General features: G+C 39.7%; 15 protein-coding genes and 2 pseudogenes. 13 read left to right on the plus strand and 4 right to left on the minus strand.

What is annotated here, in order from left to right; genetic code table 11:
• Positions 1 to 99 precede the first annotated feature (99 nt).
• Both RBB56_RS13965 and trxA read left to right on the plus strand, forming a co-directional pair.
• Complete coding sequence (locus RBB56_RS13965; RefSeq protein ID WP_334307476.1) at positions 100 to 2640, plus strand: CoA-disulfide reductase; 2541 nt, start codon at positions 100 to 102, stop codon at positions 2638 to 2640.
• Between the two features lie 106 nt (positions 2641 to 2746).
• Entirely contained in the window at positions 2747 to 3055 is a 309-nt protein-coding gene (gene trxA, locus RBB56_RS13970) for a thioredoxin (protein ID WP_306719582.1), read from the plus strand.
• A gap of 21 nt (positions 3056 to 3076) precedes the next feature.
• Here trxA and RBB56_RS13975 read toward each other — a convergent pair whose 3' ends face one another.
• Positions 3077 to 3751 (minus strand): Crp/Fnr family transcriptional regulator, encoded by a 675-nt coding sequence (locus RBB56_RS13975; protein ID WP_306719583.1) that lies wholly within the window; start codon positions 3749 to 3751, stop codon positions 3077 to 3079.
• A gap of 98 nt (positions 3752 to 3849) precedes the next feature.
• On the opposite strand from RBB56_RS13975, the pseudogene RBB56_RS13980 reads away from it, so the two are divergent.
• From RBB56_RS13980 to RBB56_RS13995, 4 genes and pseudogenes are all read left to right on the plus strand, one after another.
• Positions 3850 to 4818: pseudogene (locus tag RBB56_RS13980) on the plus strand (glycoside hydrolase family 30 protein); the annotation flags it as partial.
• A gap of 9 nt (positions 4819 to 4827) precedes the next feature.
• Positions 4828 to 5037: a glycoside hydrolase family 30 beta sandwich domain-containing protein gene (locus tag RBB56_RS13985; protein WP_306722162.1), complete on the plus strand. Its 210-nt coding sequence runs from the start codon at positions 4828 to 4830 to the stop codon at positions 5035 to 5037.
• Positions 5038 to 5143: 106 nt separating this feature from the next.
• On the plus strand, positions 5144 to 5374 hold the full coding sequence (locus RBB56_RS13990) for a hypothetical protein (protein WP_306719584.1): 231 nt from the start codon (positions 5144 to 5146) through the stop codon (positions 5372 to 5374).
• A 62-nt stretch (positions 5375 to 5436) separates the two neighbouring features.
• Positions 5437 to 5814: a RidA family protein gene (locus RBB56_RS13995; RefSeq protein ID WP_306719585.1), complete on the plus strand. Its 378-nt coding sequence runs from the start codon at positions 5437 to 5439 to the stop codon at positions 5812 to 5814.
• 109 nt (positions 5815 to 5923) lie between these two features.
• Here RBB56_RS13995 and RBB56_RS14000 read toward each other — a convergent pair whose 3' ends face one another.
• Entirely contained in the window at positions 5924 to 6853 is a 930-nt protein-coding gene (locus RBB56_RS14000) for an AraC family transcriptional regulator (RefSeq protein ID WP_306719586.1), read from the minus strand.
• A gap of 333 nt (positions 6854 to 7186) precedes the next feature.
• On the opposite strand from RBB56_RS14000, the gene RBB56_RS14005 reads away from it, so the two are divergent.
• The 7 genes from RBB56_RS14005 (at position 7187) to RBB56_RS14035 (ending at position 13593) form a co-directional block, all read left to right on the plus strand.
• Positions 7187 to 8563, plus strand: a complete 1377-nt coding sequence (locus RBB56_RS14005; protein WP_306719587.1) for a PTS transporter subunit EIIC — start codon at positions 7187 to 7189, stop codon at positions 8561 to 8563.
• An 81-nt stretch (positions 8564 to 8644) separates the two neighbouring features.
• Entirely contained in the window at positions 8645 to 9355 is a 711-nt protein-coding gene (locus RBB56_RS14010) for a glucosamine-6-phosphate deaminase (protein ID WP_306719588.1), read from the plus strand.
• Positions 9356 to 9590: 235 nt separating this feature from the next.
• Positions 9591 to 11477 carry a P-loop NTPase fold protein gene (locus tag RBB56_RS14015; protein ID WP_306719589.1) on the plus strand — a complete coding sequence of 629 codons (1887 nt, stop codon included), beginning with the start codon at positions 9591 to 9593 and terminating at the stop codon, positions 11475 to 11477.
• A gap of 93 nt (positions 11478 to 11570) precedes the next feature.
• Complete coding sequence (locus tag RBB56_RS14020; RefSeq protein WP_306719590.1) at positions 11571 to 11846, plus strand: hypothetical protein; 276 nt, start codon at positions 11571 to 11573, stop codon at positions 11844 to 11846.
• Positions 11847 to 11858: 12 nt separating this feature from the next.
• Positions 11859 to 12086, plus strand: coding sequence for a hypothetical protein (locus RBB56_RS14025; RefSeq protein ID WP_306719591.1), 228 nt, complete (start codon positions 11859 to 11861; stop codon positions 12084 to 12086).
• A gap of 23 nt (positions 12087 to 12109) precedes the next feature.
• Positions 12110 to 13003 carry a Fic family protein gene (locus tag RBB56_RS14030; protein WP_306719592.1) on the plus strand — a complete coding sequence of 298 codons (894 nt, stop codon included), beginning with the start codon at positions 12110 to 12112 and terminating at the stop codon, positions 13001 to 13003.
• Positions 13004 to 13107: 104 nt separating this feature from the next.
• Entirely contained in the window at positions 13108 to 13593 is a 486-nt protein-coding gene (locus RBB56_RS14035) for a low molecular weight protein-tyrosine-phosphatase (protein WP_306719593.1), read from the plus strand.
• Between the two features lie 43 nt (positions 13594 to 13636).
• Here the strand turns inward: RBB56_RS14035 and RBB56_RS14040 are convergent, their stop codons facing one another.
• On the minus strand, positions 13637 to 14815 hold the full coding sequence (locus tag RBB56_RS14040; protein WP_306719594.1) for a HAMP domain-containing sensor histidine kinase: 1179 nt from the start codon (positions 14813 to 14815) through the stop codon (positions 13637 to 13639).
• Positions 14803 to 15476 (minus strand): annotated as a pseudogene (locus RBB56_RS14045) (response regulator transcription factor). Before RBB56_RS14045 ends, RBB56_RS14040 begins: the two are co-directional and overlap by 13 nt.
• Positions 15477 to 15488: the final 12 nt, after the last annotated feature.

The following is a 15488-nucleotide window of genomic DNA, read 5'->3' on the forward strand; positions in this document are numbered from 1 at the left end:
AATAGGAGATCTTTTCCAAAAGAGTGTGATTAAGTCACGGAAGACTTCCGGCTTTTATGTTATGTTGTAACTATGAAAAGCGAAAGCCTGATAGGAGTGATGGATATGGAAAAGAAAAAGTATGGAAAAACCGTAATTATAGGAGGTGTCGCAGGAGGAGCTACTGCTGCGGCACGTCTTAGAAGAATGGATGAACATATGGAGATTATCATATTAGAGCGGGGAGATTATATTTCGTACGCTAACTGTGGTCTTCCATATTATATTGGCGGTGCGATCAAAGAGCGTGATGACCTTCTATTGCAGACGCCGCAAGCAATGAAAAGGCGATTCAATATTGAAGTTCGAGTGCGTAATGAAGTGACGGCGATTCATACGGAGGAGAAAACGGTATCGGTAAAGAATCTGCAGACGGGAGAAACTTACGATGAGAGCTACGATGCGCTCATTATTGCGACTGGTTCTTCTCCTTTGAAGCCCCCGATTCCGGGAATTGATGCTCCGAATATTTTCACGCTCTGGACCGTCCCCGATACGGATCGCATCAAGGAATATATATCTGTAAATAAGCCGAAAAGAGCGGCAGTAATCGGCGGCGGTTTTATTGGTCTGGAGATGGCGGAGAACCTCCATGAAGCCGGAGTGAATGTGAGCATTATCGAAATGCAAAATCAGGTGATGGCTCCCATAGACTATGAGATGGCGCAGCTTCTTCATGAGAATCTGGAGATGAATGGGGTGGAGCTGGTCTTGGGAGATGGTGTTGCCGCCTTTGAAAATGATGGGCAAGGAACTCAGATTCACCTTTCCAGCGGGAAAATAATAGAAGCGGATATGGTGATTCTCTCCATCGGTATTCGCCCAAACAGTACATTAGCAAAAGAGGCCGGCATCGAATTGAATGCCAGGGGCGGTATTATCGCGGATGAACATATGAGAACCTCTGTGCCGGATATTTATGCGGTGGGAGATGTAATAGAGACTGAGAATTATACGTTAAAAGATAGAACCATGGTACCCCTCGCAGGGCCGGCGAATAAACAGGCTCGTGTTCTGGCGGATGTTATGACGGGAACGGATAGAAGTTATAAAGGAGTACAGGGGACTTCCGTGGCGAAAGTATTCGATTTGACGGCGGCTGCCGTAGGTGTGAACGAGAAGACATTGAAGGCGAGAGGTCTTATAAAAGAGAAGGACTATCACTCCGTTATCATCGATCAGAAATCTCACGCTGGCTATTATCCCGGGGCAGCAATGCTCACATTGAAGCTGTTATTCGATAAAGATGGGAAAATATTAGGTGCCCAGGTAATCGGAGAAGATGGTGCGGATAAACGAATCGATATTCTCGCTACGACAATGCGTTTGAATGGAAGCGTATACGATCTGGCAGAATTGGAGTTGGCATATGCCCCTCCTTACGGATCAGCCAAGGATGCGGTAAATATGTTGGGCTTCGTGGCACAGAATGTGCTGGAAGGTTTGGTGAGTTTCACCTCCTATGATGAGATGGATCAGATGTTGGAAGAAGAAAGAAAAGACGTTACCATCTTGGATGTAACAGAGGCGGTAGAACGGGAAATATACGCGGTGAAGGATTCTTACCATATTCCTCTTGGCGAATTAAGGGAACGTATGATAGAATTACCTAAAGACCAGTTGATTATCGTTTATTGTGCAATCGGTGTTCGGGCATACAACGGTGCCAGAATATTGATGCAGAATGGATTCTCCAATGTAAAAGTTCTTTCAGGCGGAATGACTTTTTATAAATCCATGCATTACAAGGATAGGATGAGTACATTATCTCATAAAGAGCAAGATGGCAGCTCCGCCGGAACCTCGGAAGAAAGCGAGGGTGATAGGCTTGCCGGAGAGATAGCGAATAAGAAAATCAAAGTGGTGGATTGTTGTGGAATGCAGTGTCCCGGACCGATTATGAAAGTGAATGAAGCTCTGTGTGAAATGAAGGAAGGAGAAGTCCTCCAAGTCTGCTCCACCGATATGGGATTCGCAAGGGATGTGGAGGCATGGTGCAGAAGGACGGGGAATGAACTCCTTAAGTCCGAGCGCAAGGAGAGACAATACACTGTTCTTATCGAAAAGGGAAGCGATAAATGCCGGGTAAATAATATAGATACGTGTAGTACAGGAATGATCAGTCAGGATAAGCAAGGAAAGACAATGGTTGTATTCAGCGGGGATTTGGATAAGGTACTCGCATCCTTTATCATTGCCAATGGAGCGGCTGCTATGGGACGTCCGGTTACGATGTTCTTCACCTTCTGGGGATTGAATGCCCTTAGGAAACCGGAGAAGCAATTCATAGAAAAATCCCTGATCGAGAAAATGTTCGGCGCTATGATGCCCAGAGGAACGAGGAAGCTGAAGCTATCGAAGATGAATATGGCCGGTATGGGAACTGCTATGATGAAGAAGGTAATGAAAGATAAAAATGTAGATTCCCTGGAAGCGTTAATGAAGCAGGCCATGGCAAATGGTGTGAAGCTTGTAGCCTGTACGATGTCTATGGATGTTATGGGTATCACCAAGGAAGAACTAATAGAAGGTGTAGAGCTTGCCGGAGTGGCTTCCTATCTGGGAGATGCGGAAGAGGCGAATGTGAATCTATTCATATAAAAGGGTGGAATCAAATAATATGAGATATGGCCCGAAGGATAAAAACAGTAAACAGTAACATGAAATATCAAGTAAAAGCAAAAGAAGTAGAAAGTGAGGAAATGATATGAGCGCAATTAACTTAACGAAGGAAACATTTGATCAAGAGGTTTTGAATTCCGATAAGCCTGTATTAGTAGATTTTTGGGCATCCTGGTGCGGCCCTTGCCGTATGGTCCTGCCCATCGTGGAAGAATTGGCGGAAGAACTTACCGATGTGAAAGTATGCAAAGTAAACGTAGACGAAGAGGGAGATTTGGCAGCACGTTATCGTGTAATGACCATTCCTACTCTGATGGTATTCAAAGACGGTAATGCAGTGAATACAACGATCGGTGCAAAATCAAAAGCAGAAATCATGCAAATGCTGCAGTAGGTAATCAGAGAGAAGATGAAATTAAATAAGAGTCATTAATTTTTTACGGTCAGTGATAAGGATTTCGCCGCGGGAGAGCTGCACGAGTCCTTCGGATGAGAAGTATTTTAACATCCGGCTGACCACTTCTCTTGCACTTCCCATATATTTAGCAATTTCTTCATGTGTCATCTTAAGGTGATAAGAACCTGTCTTGGCTGTTTCATCTAACAGAAAAATCGCAAGTCTTTTATCAAAACTCATAAATAATATTTGCTGCATTGCCCACATGGCATCGGAGAAGCGTTCTGTCGCCATCTTGTAGGCGTAGGCTTCCACATAGACATTTTCCTGCATAAGGGTGGAGAAAGTAGAGGAGCCCACTTGAAGTAGCTCACAATCTGTGATGGCGTCTATGGATACATCGAAAGTAATTGCCTGGAGAACACAAGCAGCGGATAAAATACAGACGTTACCTTGTAAAATACGATAAAGAGTGGCTTCTCTGCCTTCCTCAGAAAGGATATATACTCGAAGAGAACCGCTTTTGGGAAGAAGCAGACCGACGCAGTCCAGGTCGGCAGTGTGAATAGAGCTGTCTTTCTTATAACAGGTGACGGTAGTATGATTGATAAACATATCTTTCTGCCTATCGGTCAGTTTATCCCAAAAGGTCAGATGTTTCTCTAATAGCCGTATCTCATTTTGATCGAGCATAGTCTTACCACCTCTCCAAGTTTCAAATAATTAATTATAAGTATATCATAAGTTTCCGTTTTTTTCATCCTGCCAAATTATAAAGAAGATTCGGCGGAGCGGTGACGGATTCTGCGGGTTATGTTTATTCCCGGATGAAGGAAGCGGATAAAGAGAAGCTGCTAGAAGCCTATTTTGGCAAAGAAGGAATGGGCTATTGCACGGTACGCGTTCCTATCGATAGCTGCGACTTTTCCACAGAGCAATTTCAGGCAATTGTGGAGGGGGATGAGAAATTCGCCACTTTTTCTCTTGAAAGGGAGAAAAAGTATATCTATCCACTCTGGCAAGATATACAAAAGATGTATGGAAAGGATATCGAAGTAATGCTTTCCCCATGGTCCCCTCCGGCTTTTATGAAAACTAACGGAAAAAGAATAGGGGGAGGCAGCCTTAAGCCTGAATACCGGAGACTGTATGCGGAATATCTCTGCCACTATATTAAGGAACTTCAAAAGGAAGGATTTCTCGTTAAGAAATTAAGCATCCAGAACGAGCCCAAAGCGGTGCAGACTTGGGATTCCTGTATCTATACGGCGGAGGAAGAGAAGATATTTTTGAGAGATTATCTGTATCCGGCTTTGATAGAGAACGGTCTGGCGGAAATAGAGATATTTATCTGGGACCATAACAAGGAGAGAGTATATGAAAGGGCTTGTACTATTATCGATGAGACTACCGATCATATAGTAGCGGGAATCGCCTTTCACTGGTATAGCGGTGACCACTTCGAGGCGGTGGAATTGGTACATAAGAGATTCCCCGATAAAAAGCTGATTCTCTCGGAGGCCTGCATCGAATATAGCAAATACGGTGCGGAAGGAGAACTCGAAAATGTGAAAAAATATGCCCATGATATTATCGGAAATCTTAACGCTGGAATGACAGGGGTCTATGATTGGAATATCCTGCTAGACGAAAAGGGAGGCCCGAACCATGCGGAGAATTTCTGTGATGCACCCTATCTTTTTCAGACAAAGGAAGGCGTGCTGACCGAACGCTTCACCAAATCGGCCATTGAGCATTTCAGCCGTTATTTGACACCTGGGTCGACGCGCATCGCTTTTTCCAGATATACGGAGGAGTTGGAGGTAACAGCCTTTAAGAACCCCGACGGCAGACTAGTATTCGTTGTCTTCAATAAGACGGAAAAGGCTCTCCCGGTAACGGTGAGGGTGGGAGATGAGACGGCTTCTTTTACGGCAGCGCATTTTTCTATTACCACGGGAATCATTGCGCAAAAATAAATAAAGAAATCAGTTGAAGAAGTTAGAAAAGCCTTGTACAATAATATATTGAATACCAAAATCGAATGATATACATTGTTTTGTTGTGAAAGGGAGGAGCATGTCTATGCGGGAAATGGAATTTAAGATGGAACGTCAGGGGCTGCTGAAAGAAGGGGATGCCATAACAGTGACGGAAGGTGTTCTGCCCAGCAACTATTATTACACGATAGATCCGTCGCTTGCCATGTCGGGGAACGTTCCCTTTTCGGAGCGGATGCTCGCCAGGGAAGGGGTAGTGACGAAGATTGTGGAAAACGATAGAGGCTTTTATGTAATGGCACGATTCGAAGAATGATTTTCGGCTTTTGATTTTGAATCCGCCGAGGCGGACATAGGATATGAAAAGGAGAAAAAAGTATGTTAAAAAAAGTAGCTACGGATAAGGCACCTGCGGCGATAGGGCCGTATTCACAAGGAATTGTTGTGGGCGATATGTTATTTTCGTCAGGACAGATTCCACTCGATCCGGCGACCGGAGAGGTTCGCGGAGAGAACATTACGGAACAGGCGAAGTTGGTAATGGAAAATGTCGGAGCGATCTTGGAAGCTGCCGGTACCGATTATGCGAAGGTAGTAAAGACAACTTGCTTCCTGGCTGATATGTCTGATTTCGCAGCCTTTAATAGTGTATATGGAGCTTATTTCACGGAGAATCCGGCGAGAAGCTGTGTGGCAGTGAAGGAACTTCCGAAGAACGTTCTTTGCGAGGTAGAAGTGATTGCTTATTTGGGATAGTCCGGGAAAGAGTGCTTTCTATGAATAATACTATTCTGACTGGTATGCCGGGGGCAGGGAAAAGTACGATAGGAGTCGTACTTTTCCCTGCCCCCGGCATATCATTTTGTTAACTCTGATTTCTTCTGGCCTTATTTCGATATTCGCTCGGAGTAATATCGAAGAGTTCCTTGAACTTCTCATAGAAAAAGGTACGGTTTTTACATCCGACTTCTTCGGAGATATCTAAGATAGGTAAATCTGTAGTCTTCAAAAGTAGCGCAGCCATGTCCATTTGCTGCTTGATTTTAAGTTGAGAAAAGCTGGAGTTTGTACTTTTTCGGATGAGTTTGTATAAGTGGCTCTGTGAAAAATGCAATTCTCTGGCAATATTTTCAAGACGGCATTCCTCTTTGGAATAGTTTTCTTCGATATATTTAAGGATTTTAATAATAGCGCTGTCATCCTTGCGGTTTTCAAAATAATTTCCCCCATCTATCGCAGCAGCATTGATCAGTAGAAGGAATATAGCGGAAAGATAGTGCTCCATTAAATCTCCTTTATATAAGGAAGGATGATAATATTCTTGAATTAAAAGATTGAAAAACCCCTTTAGTTGTGAACTGACTAGTTGGTCTTGTTCCAGGTGGTTGGTGTGGAAGATTAAATATTTATCATGCCGTTGGCTTTGATTTATAGAAGAAAGGATGAAGTCTCCAAGGATTCCTTTATCACCGATCCAATTCACAAATTTATCTTTAAAAAACTTTTTTTGAAATACAATATTAAAAACAATATCCTCTTCTCCTTTGTAAAAAGCGTTATGTATCACATCAGCATCTACAATACAGAGGTCTCCTTGTTTTAACGTAACCTCCTTACCATTGATAACAAACCGGTAGCTGCCCGAATAAACATAGTTCAATTCCATATCGGTATGATAATGAAAAGGTATATCGGTAAAACGAGTCTCTTTTAAAACACCAACAGTATATCCATTCAAAGTATTAGGAAAATTAAATCGATAACATTCTTTATCTTGGATTAATTCAGTCTTCATGTTTTCGTAAACCGGGCTCGGTTTCCCGGGGTTTTGCAAATGCCATTGTTCGCTTGAGGTTAAGCGGAAGATTTTTTCATAGATTTCTTTTACGTTCACTATTATCTCCTAGTCAGTATTGAATATGATAAAATAATAAAATAATATGTTATAGAATATTACGAAGATGATTGTTAATATATGAAGTATATTAAAACAATTTATGCATAAATACAATAATATTCTCAAGTTTTATATATAATTTATATAAAAAGTAATTTATATAAAGAAGATTTATATAAAATGAAAATAAGGAATATGTTATTTCTTACAAATTTTAAAGGAGGTATAAAAATGACAAATAAAGAATTAGCGAAGCAGATATTAGATTATGTGGGCAAGGACAATGTAAGTGCTGTAACGCATTGTATTACACGTCTGCGCTTTACTTTGCTGGATGAAACCAAGGTTGATACGGAAAAGATAAAAGCCTTGGATGGGGTGTTAGGCGTACAGAATAAAGCAGGGCAATATCAGGTTATTTTAGGAAACAAGGTAGGAAAAGTTTTCAATGATCTGCAAGAAATTCTTCCGCCAGATTTAACTGTAGCTTCGGCGGGCGAAGGTAAGCCTGCGGATAAGCAAAATAAGAATTGGTTTGCAAAACTGATGGAGACACTTTCCTCCATTTTGATTCCGAGTCTTCCGCCTATTATCGGTGGAGGTATGATTAAAGGGTTTCTTTTTACTTTCTGGTATTTTGGATGGATAGAATGGGGTAGCAACGGATTTGAGATTTTGAATTTAATCTCTGACTGTATGTTTTATTTTTATCCGTTCTTGCTGGCAGTAAGTGCAGCTAAGCGGTTCAAAACCAATGAATATATGGCTCTCGCGTTAGCGGGTGCGTTAATGTATCCTACAATTATAAATGGATTGGGAGGAGAAAGTGCCGGACTTTCCCTGTTCGGAATAATTTCTCTTCCATTCATTGATTATTCTTCTTCTGTTATTCCGATTATTTTTTCCGTATGGATATTGAGTTATGTATATCGTTTTTTTGTACAGAAGATACCCGATCTGCTCAGTACTATTTTTACACCAATGCTCACTCTTTTTATTATGGTACCGATACAGCTTGCTATTTTAGCTCCCCTGGGATTCTATGCGGGAGAATATGTGGCAGCCGGTATTAATTGGTTGTTGCAGCTTTCACCGGCGATTGCTGGCTTCATTATTGGAGCAACTCGTCCTTTCCTCGTTTTCACGGGAACACACCACGCAATGCGCGTCATTGTACAGCAGCAGATATCTAGTTTTGGAGGAACGACGATTGGCGCTATGAATTACATGAGTGTATTTGCACAGGCGACAGCTCCGCTGGCAGTATATTTTGTAAGTAGAAGCCGCAAGATGAAGGATTTATCTTTGTCAGCAGCAGTATCCGGTTATTTGGGAGTTACAGAACCTGCTTTATACAGTGTAATTTTGAAGTATAAGATCGTACTCATAGCTACAGCAGTCGGCGGAGGTGTGGGAGGTATGATTACTTCTATCTTTGGTGCTGCTGAATATGCGATGGTAATGTCTAGTATTTTGACGATTCCTGCTACCATAGGTGAAGGCTTTATAGGTATCGTAATAGGTATTCCAGTGACGATTGCTGTCACTTTCCTCATTGTATTCTTCGGAAGAAAAAGTATACAAGCACAGGATGCACAAGAGAACTAAATGAATAATAGGTAACTGTAAAGGTATGGAACAGTTATATTAGAAAAGGCGTGAAGACGCCGGAATGGAGGATTTGATTATATGAAGGTCATTATAACAGATACGTTGGAAGAGATGAGTATGATTGCGGCACAACAATTATTGGGATATATGTACAAGCCGTATCGTGTTAATTTAAGCATTACAGGAGGCACGACTCCTAGTCGTATGTATGAGATTTTAACCCCCCAGGTGAAAGGAAAGACATACTTTGGAAATGCACATTTCTATAACTTTGATGAGATTCCATATCGTGCAGAAGACAGAGAAGGAGTTACGATATCGGGTCTGAGAGATGCATTCCTTACTCCTGCCGGTATAGCCGAGGAAAATATACATAAGCTGGATCAGTACAATTATGAAACGCAAGATGAGAGAATAGCAGCCGACGGGGGACTTGACTTAATAGTACTCGGTATTGGAAGTGATGGTCATTTTTGCGGAAATCTTCCCGGAACGACCAAATTCGAAGACTGGACCGTGAAGGTGGATTGTGAGGATTGGGTAAAAGAGCGTTTGGTGGATGAATTTAACGGAGAGAGAAAACATATTCCTGATTACTACATCACTATGGGACCGCGCAGCATTATGGCAGCCAAAAATCTTTTGCTCATTGCAACAGGCAGCAAAAAGGCAGAAGCTATCAGTCGATTGGTAAACGGCAAATTAGATCCCAAATACCCGTCTACCCTTCTTTCCTTTCATCCCAGCCTTACCGTAGTGGTAGATAAGGAAGCAGCAGCTAAGCTGTGAGAAATAAATGAATAAATAACTGATATCGCGATATTCGAGATATCCTTCAAAGGTCATAAAAGTCCACCTTCCTATTGTTTAGGAAGGTGGACTTCGTTTGATTTTAACCAAACATAATTCAACAAATCCTAGTTGATTAAGATAAAATTGAGTGGTATGCTTCACTTATATTAACCTCGGCTATAGAGGCTTAGGTGTCGGCAGAAAGGCAAAGGATGATTTGAGGGGAACATATATGGAAAAAAATATTTGGATAAAAATAATTGAAGAAATTTTTCTGAAAACAAAAAGACTGATAGATTTTCTGGGTATTATTAGTGTTTTTTGCATCTTATTATATCGAATTGAAGCATTGCGAAAAATATGCAAAGCTATTTGTCAGTATTTTGTTAATTGGTATGTAGATATTGAATTGGTGACCATTAAAAATATATACTTTTGGTTTGAAAATATTTTCAGAATGATAATTGTTGCATTTTTCATATTTGCAGTTTTAATGTGGATAATTCAACTGATTTGGGATTGGCGGCTAAAAAAACAGAGAGGAAAAGATAGATTCGAAGAAAGTGTTTTCAGGTATTTGCATGATTCAAATATTCCAAGGTGTTTCCTTATTACAGGTAAATGGGGATCCGGAAAAACATATGAAGTGAGAAAATTTTTTGATAAATATTATAGACATTCTAAAGTGAAAGTATTTAGGATTTCTTGTTTTGGACTTAGTTCTCGAAAAGATTTGGTAAAAGAAATCAGCCGTACCATTGAGCAAGAAGATAATTCATTTTATGCACTTACGATAAAGGTATTGCAATTTCTGCCGGTTATCGGAGAACCAATAGCAAAGCTTCTCAAAAAATCATATGGTTACGATTCAGTTGAAAAGGAATCTATTTTCATTTTCGATGATTTCGAACGAATTACTTCAAGAACAATTACAAATGAATACTCATCACATTTATATAGAAAATCATCTTTTTTACTTAGTGATGTTACAAAGGGACGAAATGCATTAAATGAATTTAAAGAGATTAAGAAAGAATTTGACTCTGTACAAAAAGCATTTTCAAAAGTAGAGGATTTTGTAAATAAAAATTCCGAACGAGAGGATTTTGATAAATATATTGCGATTGTTGGACTGATAAATGAGATTATTGAAGTATATGGTATGAAAGTAATCATAGTATGTAATTCTGAAATATTGGGTGAAAAATTTGTTCATGATATTTTGAGGAGCAAATTAAATTGCATAGAATACAGAAAGACTATTTCTTCTGAGGCACGAATATCGATCGTACATGATATCTTAAATAATAAAACATTTGACGATAAAGAAAAACAGGCGGCGGTAACAGAATATCTGGATTCCATTAAAGATGATATAGAAGAAATTATAGTAGATACAAAGTTATATGATTTAAGGTTGTTTAGTGGTTTGTTGGAATCTTTTATTACTACGGTAGTATTATTCGATAAAAATATGCTTACAAGAGCATTTATGAATTCCTTATTTAATAGTATCGTAATTACCCATCAGGCATTCTATAGCAATTCTATAGGAGAATTGGATATGTTTGTAACGGGAGCGAATATAGAAATGTTGATGCGTCTGTTTGGCGGAAAAGATAATTATCCCAAGTTAATTCGATTAAATTACAGTGCTGAAGAAGTTAAATGGATTGATGTATCAATTTCCGGCTACTGGATTCTAAATTTATCATTACCGAATAATATTGTTGCGATAAGTGATGCTTGGAAAAGTTATAAGTATTATAAAATGGAAGAAAAAATGTGCGAAGATTATCATAGTTTTATGTCTGCGCAGGATTATGATTTATTACATATATTATTTTATCAAAAAGAATTAAATGCTAAAAGAAATGAAGCTTGGGATTGTAAATCATATATTGATAAATCATTAAATTCATATGATTTGGCCAAAATTGAAGATGTGCAAAATATTTTAGATATTGTTGGCCAAGCTTTTAGCGGAAGATTATTTCAAGAGTTTCTTGAAACTCTATTTGAAAAATTAGCAGAAGGTCATGCGGAAGGAAAAATAGTTGGACATACGTATGTGCATGAGGATTATATAGAGTTTCTTCAAAAGAAATCCCTTTTTTAGTATTTATATTGATTTATAATAAGAGGCGGCGATAATAAAGAAAAGCCTACAATCAAAAGAGTTTCTTTAGTTAGTGCTAAAGAAGCAAAGTAAATGGTAGAATCAATTAAGATAGAAGGCACTGGATACATACAAACAGCAGATGAAATACATAATGGAGCTAACATAGAAGATATTGATTATTTATCAAAAAAGAATCTTACTGAAACTATGAATGAAATATACGATACTAAAGATATAATAGATATAGTTAATGGGAATCCAAATCTACATTTCTCTATCATTTGGTCGGGAACAGAAGAAGAATATGAAAAGATGAATCGCAGTGAAATGCCACCATATATAACAGCATATATATCCGGAGAATAAAGGCATAGCAATATGGAAATTGTTATATTCAGTATTAAAAGGAATGACATGAAGGTAGAAGGACAAAGATATAATGTATTAGTATGTTATGAAAAGGCTCTCTTCATGAATGGAGAGGTGATTGTGCGCGGGTCGGTTCGGAAGGATGTAAAAATTGCTCTTAGATTTTTGTATTATTCCGATGTGGATGAAATGTTGTTCCGATGTCATTGCTATTGTTCCGATTATGGGATATACTAATTTTTGAAACGAGGTGCAGAATTATGTATATGACAGTGAAGCAGGCTGCAGGGAAATGGGGCATTTCAGATAGAAGAGTTCGAATCTTATGTTCGGAAGGTAAAATTCCGGGTGTTATCCGTGAGGGACGCAGTTGGATGATTCCAGTCGATGCAAGGAAGCCGGAGGACGGGCGGTTTAAAACTGCTGAAAGTTTGCTGAAAATCATTGATAGAAAGAAGAAGGCGTTGGATTCCAGACGTCCTTTGACGGCGGGCGAAGCAGAACGGCTGACAGAGGAGTTTGTTGTAGAATACACCTATAATTCCAATGCGATTGAAGGAAATACCTTGACCCTGCGTGAAACGGATATGGTGTTGCGAGGCTTGACAATTGACCAAAAGCCGCTGAAAGACCATATGGAAGCGGTTGGGCATAAAGAGGCGTTTGATTTTGTGCGGGAACTGGTAAAAGATCGGGTGCCTTTATCGGAGAATGTCATCAAGCAGATTCATTATCTGGTATTGGCAGATAAAAGAGATGACCGCGGTGTCTACAGAAGAGTTCCGGTAAGAATCATGGGTGCAAAGCATGAGCCGGTGCAGCCATATTTGATTCAGCCGAAGATGGAACAGTTGTTGGAAGCTTATCGAAATAGTTCGGAGCATATCATTCCCCGGCTTGCGCGGTTTCATATTGAGTTTGAGGGTATCCACCCCTTCATTGATGGTAATGGTAGGGCCGGACGACTACTTGTGAACCTGGAATTGATGAAAGCAGGGTACCCGCCGATTGATATTAAATTTGCAGATAGGATTGCTTATTATAATGCCTTTGATGAATATCATGTGAAGCATAAGTTGGATACGATGGAGAAGTTGTTTGCGGGGTATGTGAATGTGAGACTGGATAGTTATCTGGCTATGTTGGATGTGTAATAATTTAACACTTCCTTTGCGAAACAGAACAACGAATCTTTCCACGGTCTGTCTGGCCGCAGCAAAACACGGCATATTACGGTATTTAAGGAGGATTTTTATATATGATAAAGGTATTATTCGTCTGCCACGGCAATATTTGCAGAAGCCCAATGGCTGAGTTTGTTTTAAAAGAGAAAGTCAAGGGATTAGGCGTGGAGGATCAGTTCTATATTGCGTCCGCAGCCACCAGTACGGAAGAAATATGGAATGGTGTAGGCAATCCGGTTTATCCGCCGGCAAAGGCCGAACTCGCAAAGCATGGGATATCCTGTGAGGGAAAACGTGCCGTACAGCTTAAGAAATCTGATTATGACGACTATGATTATTTGATTGGAATGGATGATATGAATATTCGTAATATGGAACGTATGACGGGACACAAAGGTGGAAAAATCGCTTTGTTACTTTCATATGCCGGTAGGAATTCGAATATTAGAGATCCTTGGTATAGCTCATGCTTCGATGAGACTTATCGGGATGTGGTAGAAGGATGTGATGCATTTTTGAAATATCTCCGGGAAGAGGGGCTGCTTCAGATTGAAAAATGATTTGTAACTGTGAGGGTACCGAACAGTTATAAATCATTTTTATCTACAAAGATGGAGTTTTGAAAAAGGCAGATACCTTTGCACCAATCGAAAGATTTTCAAGTTTAAGATAACCTCCATGATGTTCGCAAAACACCTTACAGATATATAATCCCAATCCAAAGTGTTCAAGATGATTTTCTTCCTCGGTAAAATAAGGGGTTGCTGCCTTTTTCAAAATGTCTTTAGAAAAGCCTTTGCCATCATCAGATACCGACAGCAGCAATCCATTATCCTTTTCCTCAATAGTCAATGTAATAATTGAAACGGCATAACGGAGAGCATTTGAAATCAAGTTATTGATTACCTGCGAAATAAACGATTTATCAAGGACTAAGTATTTTGAGGTCGTATTGTTTTGCAGGGATAGTTTTTTGTTTCTCTGTGTGCATAGCATATCTGCACTTTCAATTAAATAAGATAAAAGTTTCTGCAACGATATTTCTGTATACTCTGGCTGTGCGTCCTCCAATCGCCGCAAGCTGCTCATGCTGTCAATATAACACTCTAGACGAAAAATATGTTTTCCCATTGTAAGGGCGATTTCCCTCGTCATATCGTCATTACTTACCTGTAACATTTCGTCATAGCCCTTTAATACGGTAAGGGGGGTACGCAAATCATGAGCAAAAGCAGCATTAAGCTGTTTGCGTTCTTCAACTTGATGCCACATTTCAGAAAAATTATTTGCAAGAGTAGAGCGCATGACCTCAAAAGAAGTACAAAGCTGTCCTAATTCGTCTTTACTGTTATAGGTGATAGAAAAATCTAAGTCGCTATTTGAAATTTTTTCCGAAGCCGCCTTTAGTTCTGCAAGCGGTTTTTTTAGCTTGTTCCTGTAAAACAATAAAGCTGCGGCAATAATACATAGTGCAGAATACAACGGTGTTGCTATAATCGGCACAATTCCATATAAAGATATAAGCTGCTCGTCTTTGGGAGATAAAGCTGCGGGGGCAGTACCAATATAACTTCCTTCGCCTAAGTGTTCCCCATTTTCATTTGTCAGATAATATTTTTCACCTGTTATTGGATATGAATTTTTAATATTTTCAGCCGCATTATTACAGAATAGGGCTGTTGCCATACTTGAAATAAGAGCAATGACGACAAACACAAAAACATAAAGTACAATGCTCTTTCTCAAAGATAAATTACGCCAAAGGTGCTTCATTTTCTCCATTTATAACCGCACCCCAAACCGTTTCAATATAGGACTTGTCTGTATATGCTGCAATTTTAGCTCGTATTCTGCGTACATGCTCTGCTATTACGCTGCAGTCACCCTCGCAGTCATATCCCCAAACTCTTTCATAAATCCGTTCCTTGTCAAAAATCTGCCCTGAATTTTGAGAGAGAAGTTCTACAATATCAAACTCCTTTTTCACAAGCATAACCCTTTCGCCTTTACAGAATAAGCTACGCTCCGAAAAATCTATTGTGAGTTCTCCGGCAAATCTTAATTGCTTTTCAAAAGTATGGCGGCTTTCCCGGCGTAAATGGGCGTGTACTCTTGCTTCCAATTCCACGAGCGAGAAGGGCTTGACAATATAATCATCACCACCGACAGAAAAGCCCTTTACTTTATCTGTATCCTCAATCCTTGCGGTAAGAAAAAGAATAGGGCATGATACATAATTACGAATACGCTCGCAAACCTCCAATCCGTCCAATCCCGGCATATTGATGTCAAGTAAAATAATATCGGGATTATATTCAACTTGCTTTAATGTTTCAAGTCCATTTGTAGCTTTGAGAACATAATAGCCCTTACTTTCAAAGAACCTGCTAAGCATTATTACAATGTCAGCTTCATCATCAGCAATTAAAATTTTGCTTTTCATTTTTCGCACCTC

The organism is Kineothrix sp. MB12-C1 (genome assembly GCF_030863805.1).
In the GTDB taxonomy this organism is placed as follows: domain Bacteria; phylum Bacillota; class Clostridia; order Lachnospirales; family Lachnospiraceae; genus Kineothrix.

Coding starts and splice junctions, on each gene's coding strand:
- RBB56_RS13965 (WP_334307476.1), top strand. CDS start 100: ATGGATATGGAAAAGAAAAAGTATGGAAAAACCGTAATTATAGGAGGT.
- trxA (WP_306719582.1), top strand. CDS start 2,747: ATGAGCGCAATTAACTTAACGAAGGAAACATTTGATCAAGAGGTTTTG.
- RBB56_RS13975 (WP_306719583.1), bottom strand. CDS start 3,751: ATGCTCGATCAAAATGAGATACGGCTATTAGAGAAACATCTGACCTTT.
- RBB56_RS13990 (WP_306719584.1), top strand. CDS start 5,144: ATGCGGGAAATGGAATTTAAGATGGAACGTCAGGGGCTGCTGAAAGAA.
- RBB56_RS13995 (WP_306719585.1), top strand. CDS start 5,437: ATGTTAAAAAAAGTAGCTACGGATAAGGCACCTGCGGCGATAGGGCCG.
- RBB56_RS14000 (WP_306719586.1), bottom strand. CDS start 6,853: ATGAAGACTGAATTAATCCAAGATAAAGAATGTTATCGATTTAATTTT.
- RBB56_RS14005 (WP_306719587.1), top strand. CDS start 7,187: ATGACAAATAAAGAATTAGCGAAGCAGATATTAGATTATGTGGGCAAG.
- RBB56_RS14010 (WP_306719588.1), top strand. CDS start 8,645: ATGAAGGTCATTATAACAGATACGTTGGAAGAGATGAGTATGATTGCG.
- RBB56_RS14015 (WP_306719589.1), top strand. CDS start 9,591: ATGGAAAAAAATATTTGGATAAAAATAATTGAAGAAATTTTTCTGAAA.
- RBB56_RS14020 (WP_306719590.1), top strand. CDS start 11,571: ATGGTAGAATCAATTAAGATAGAAGGCACTGGATACATACAAACAGCA.
- RBB56_RS14025 (WP_306719591.1), top strand. CDS start 11,859: ATGGAAATTGTTATATTCAGTATTAAAAGGAATGACATGAAGGTAGAA.
- RBB56_RS14030 (WP_306719592.1), top strand. CDS start 12,110: ATGTATATGACAGTGAAGCAGGCTGCAGGGAAATGGGGCATTTCAGAT.
- RBB56_RS14035 (WP_306719593.1), top strand. CDS start 13,108: ATGATAAAGGTATTATTCGTCTGCCACGGCAATATTTGCAGAAGCCCA.
- RBB56_RS14040 (WP_306719594.1), bottom strand. CDS start 14,815: ATGGAGAAAATGAAGCACCTTTGGCGTAATTTATCTTTGAGAAAGAGC.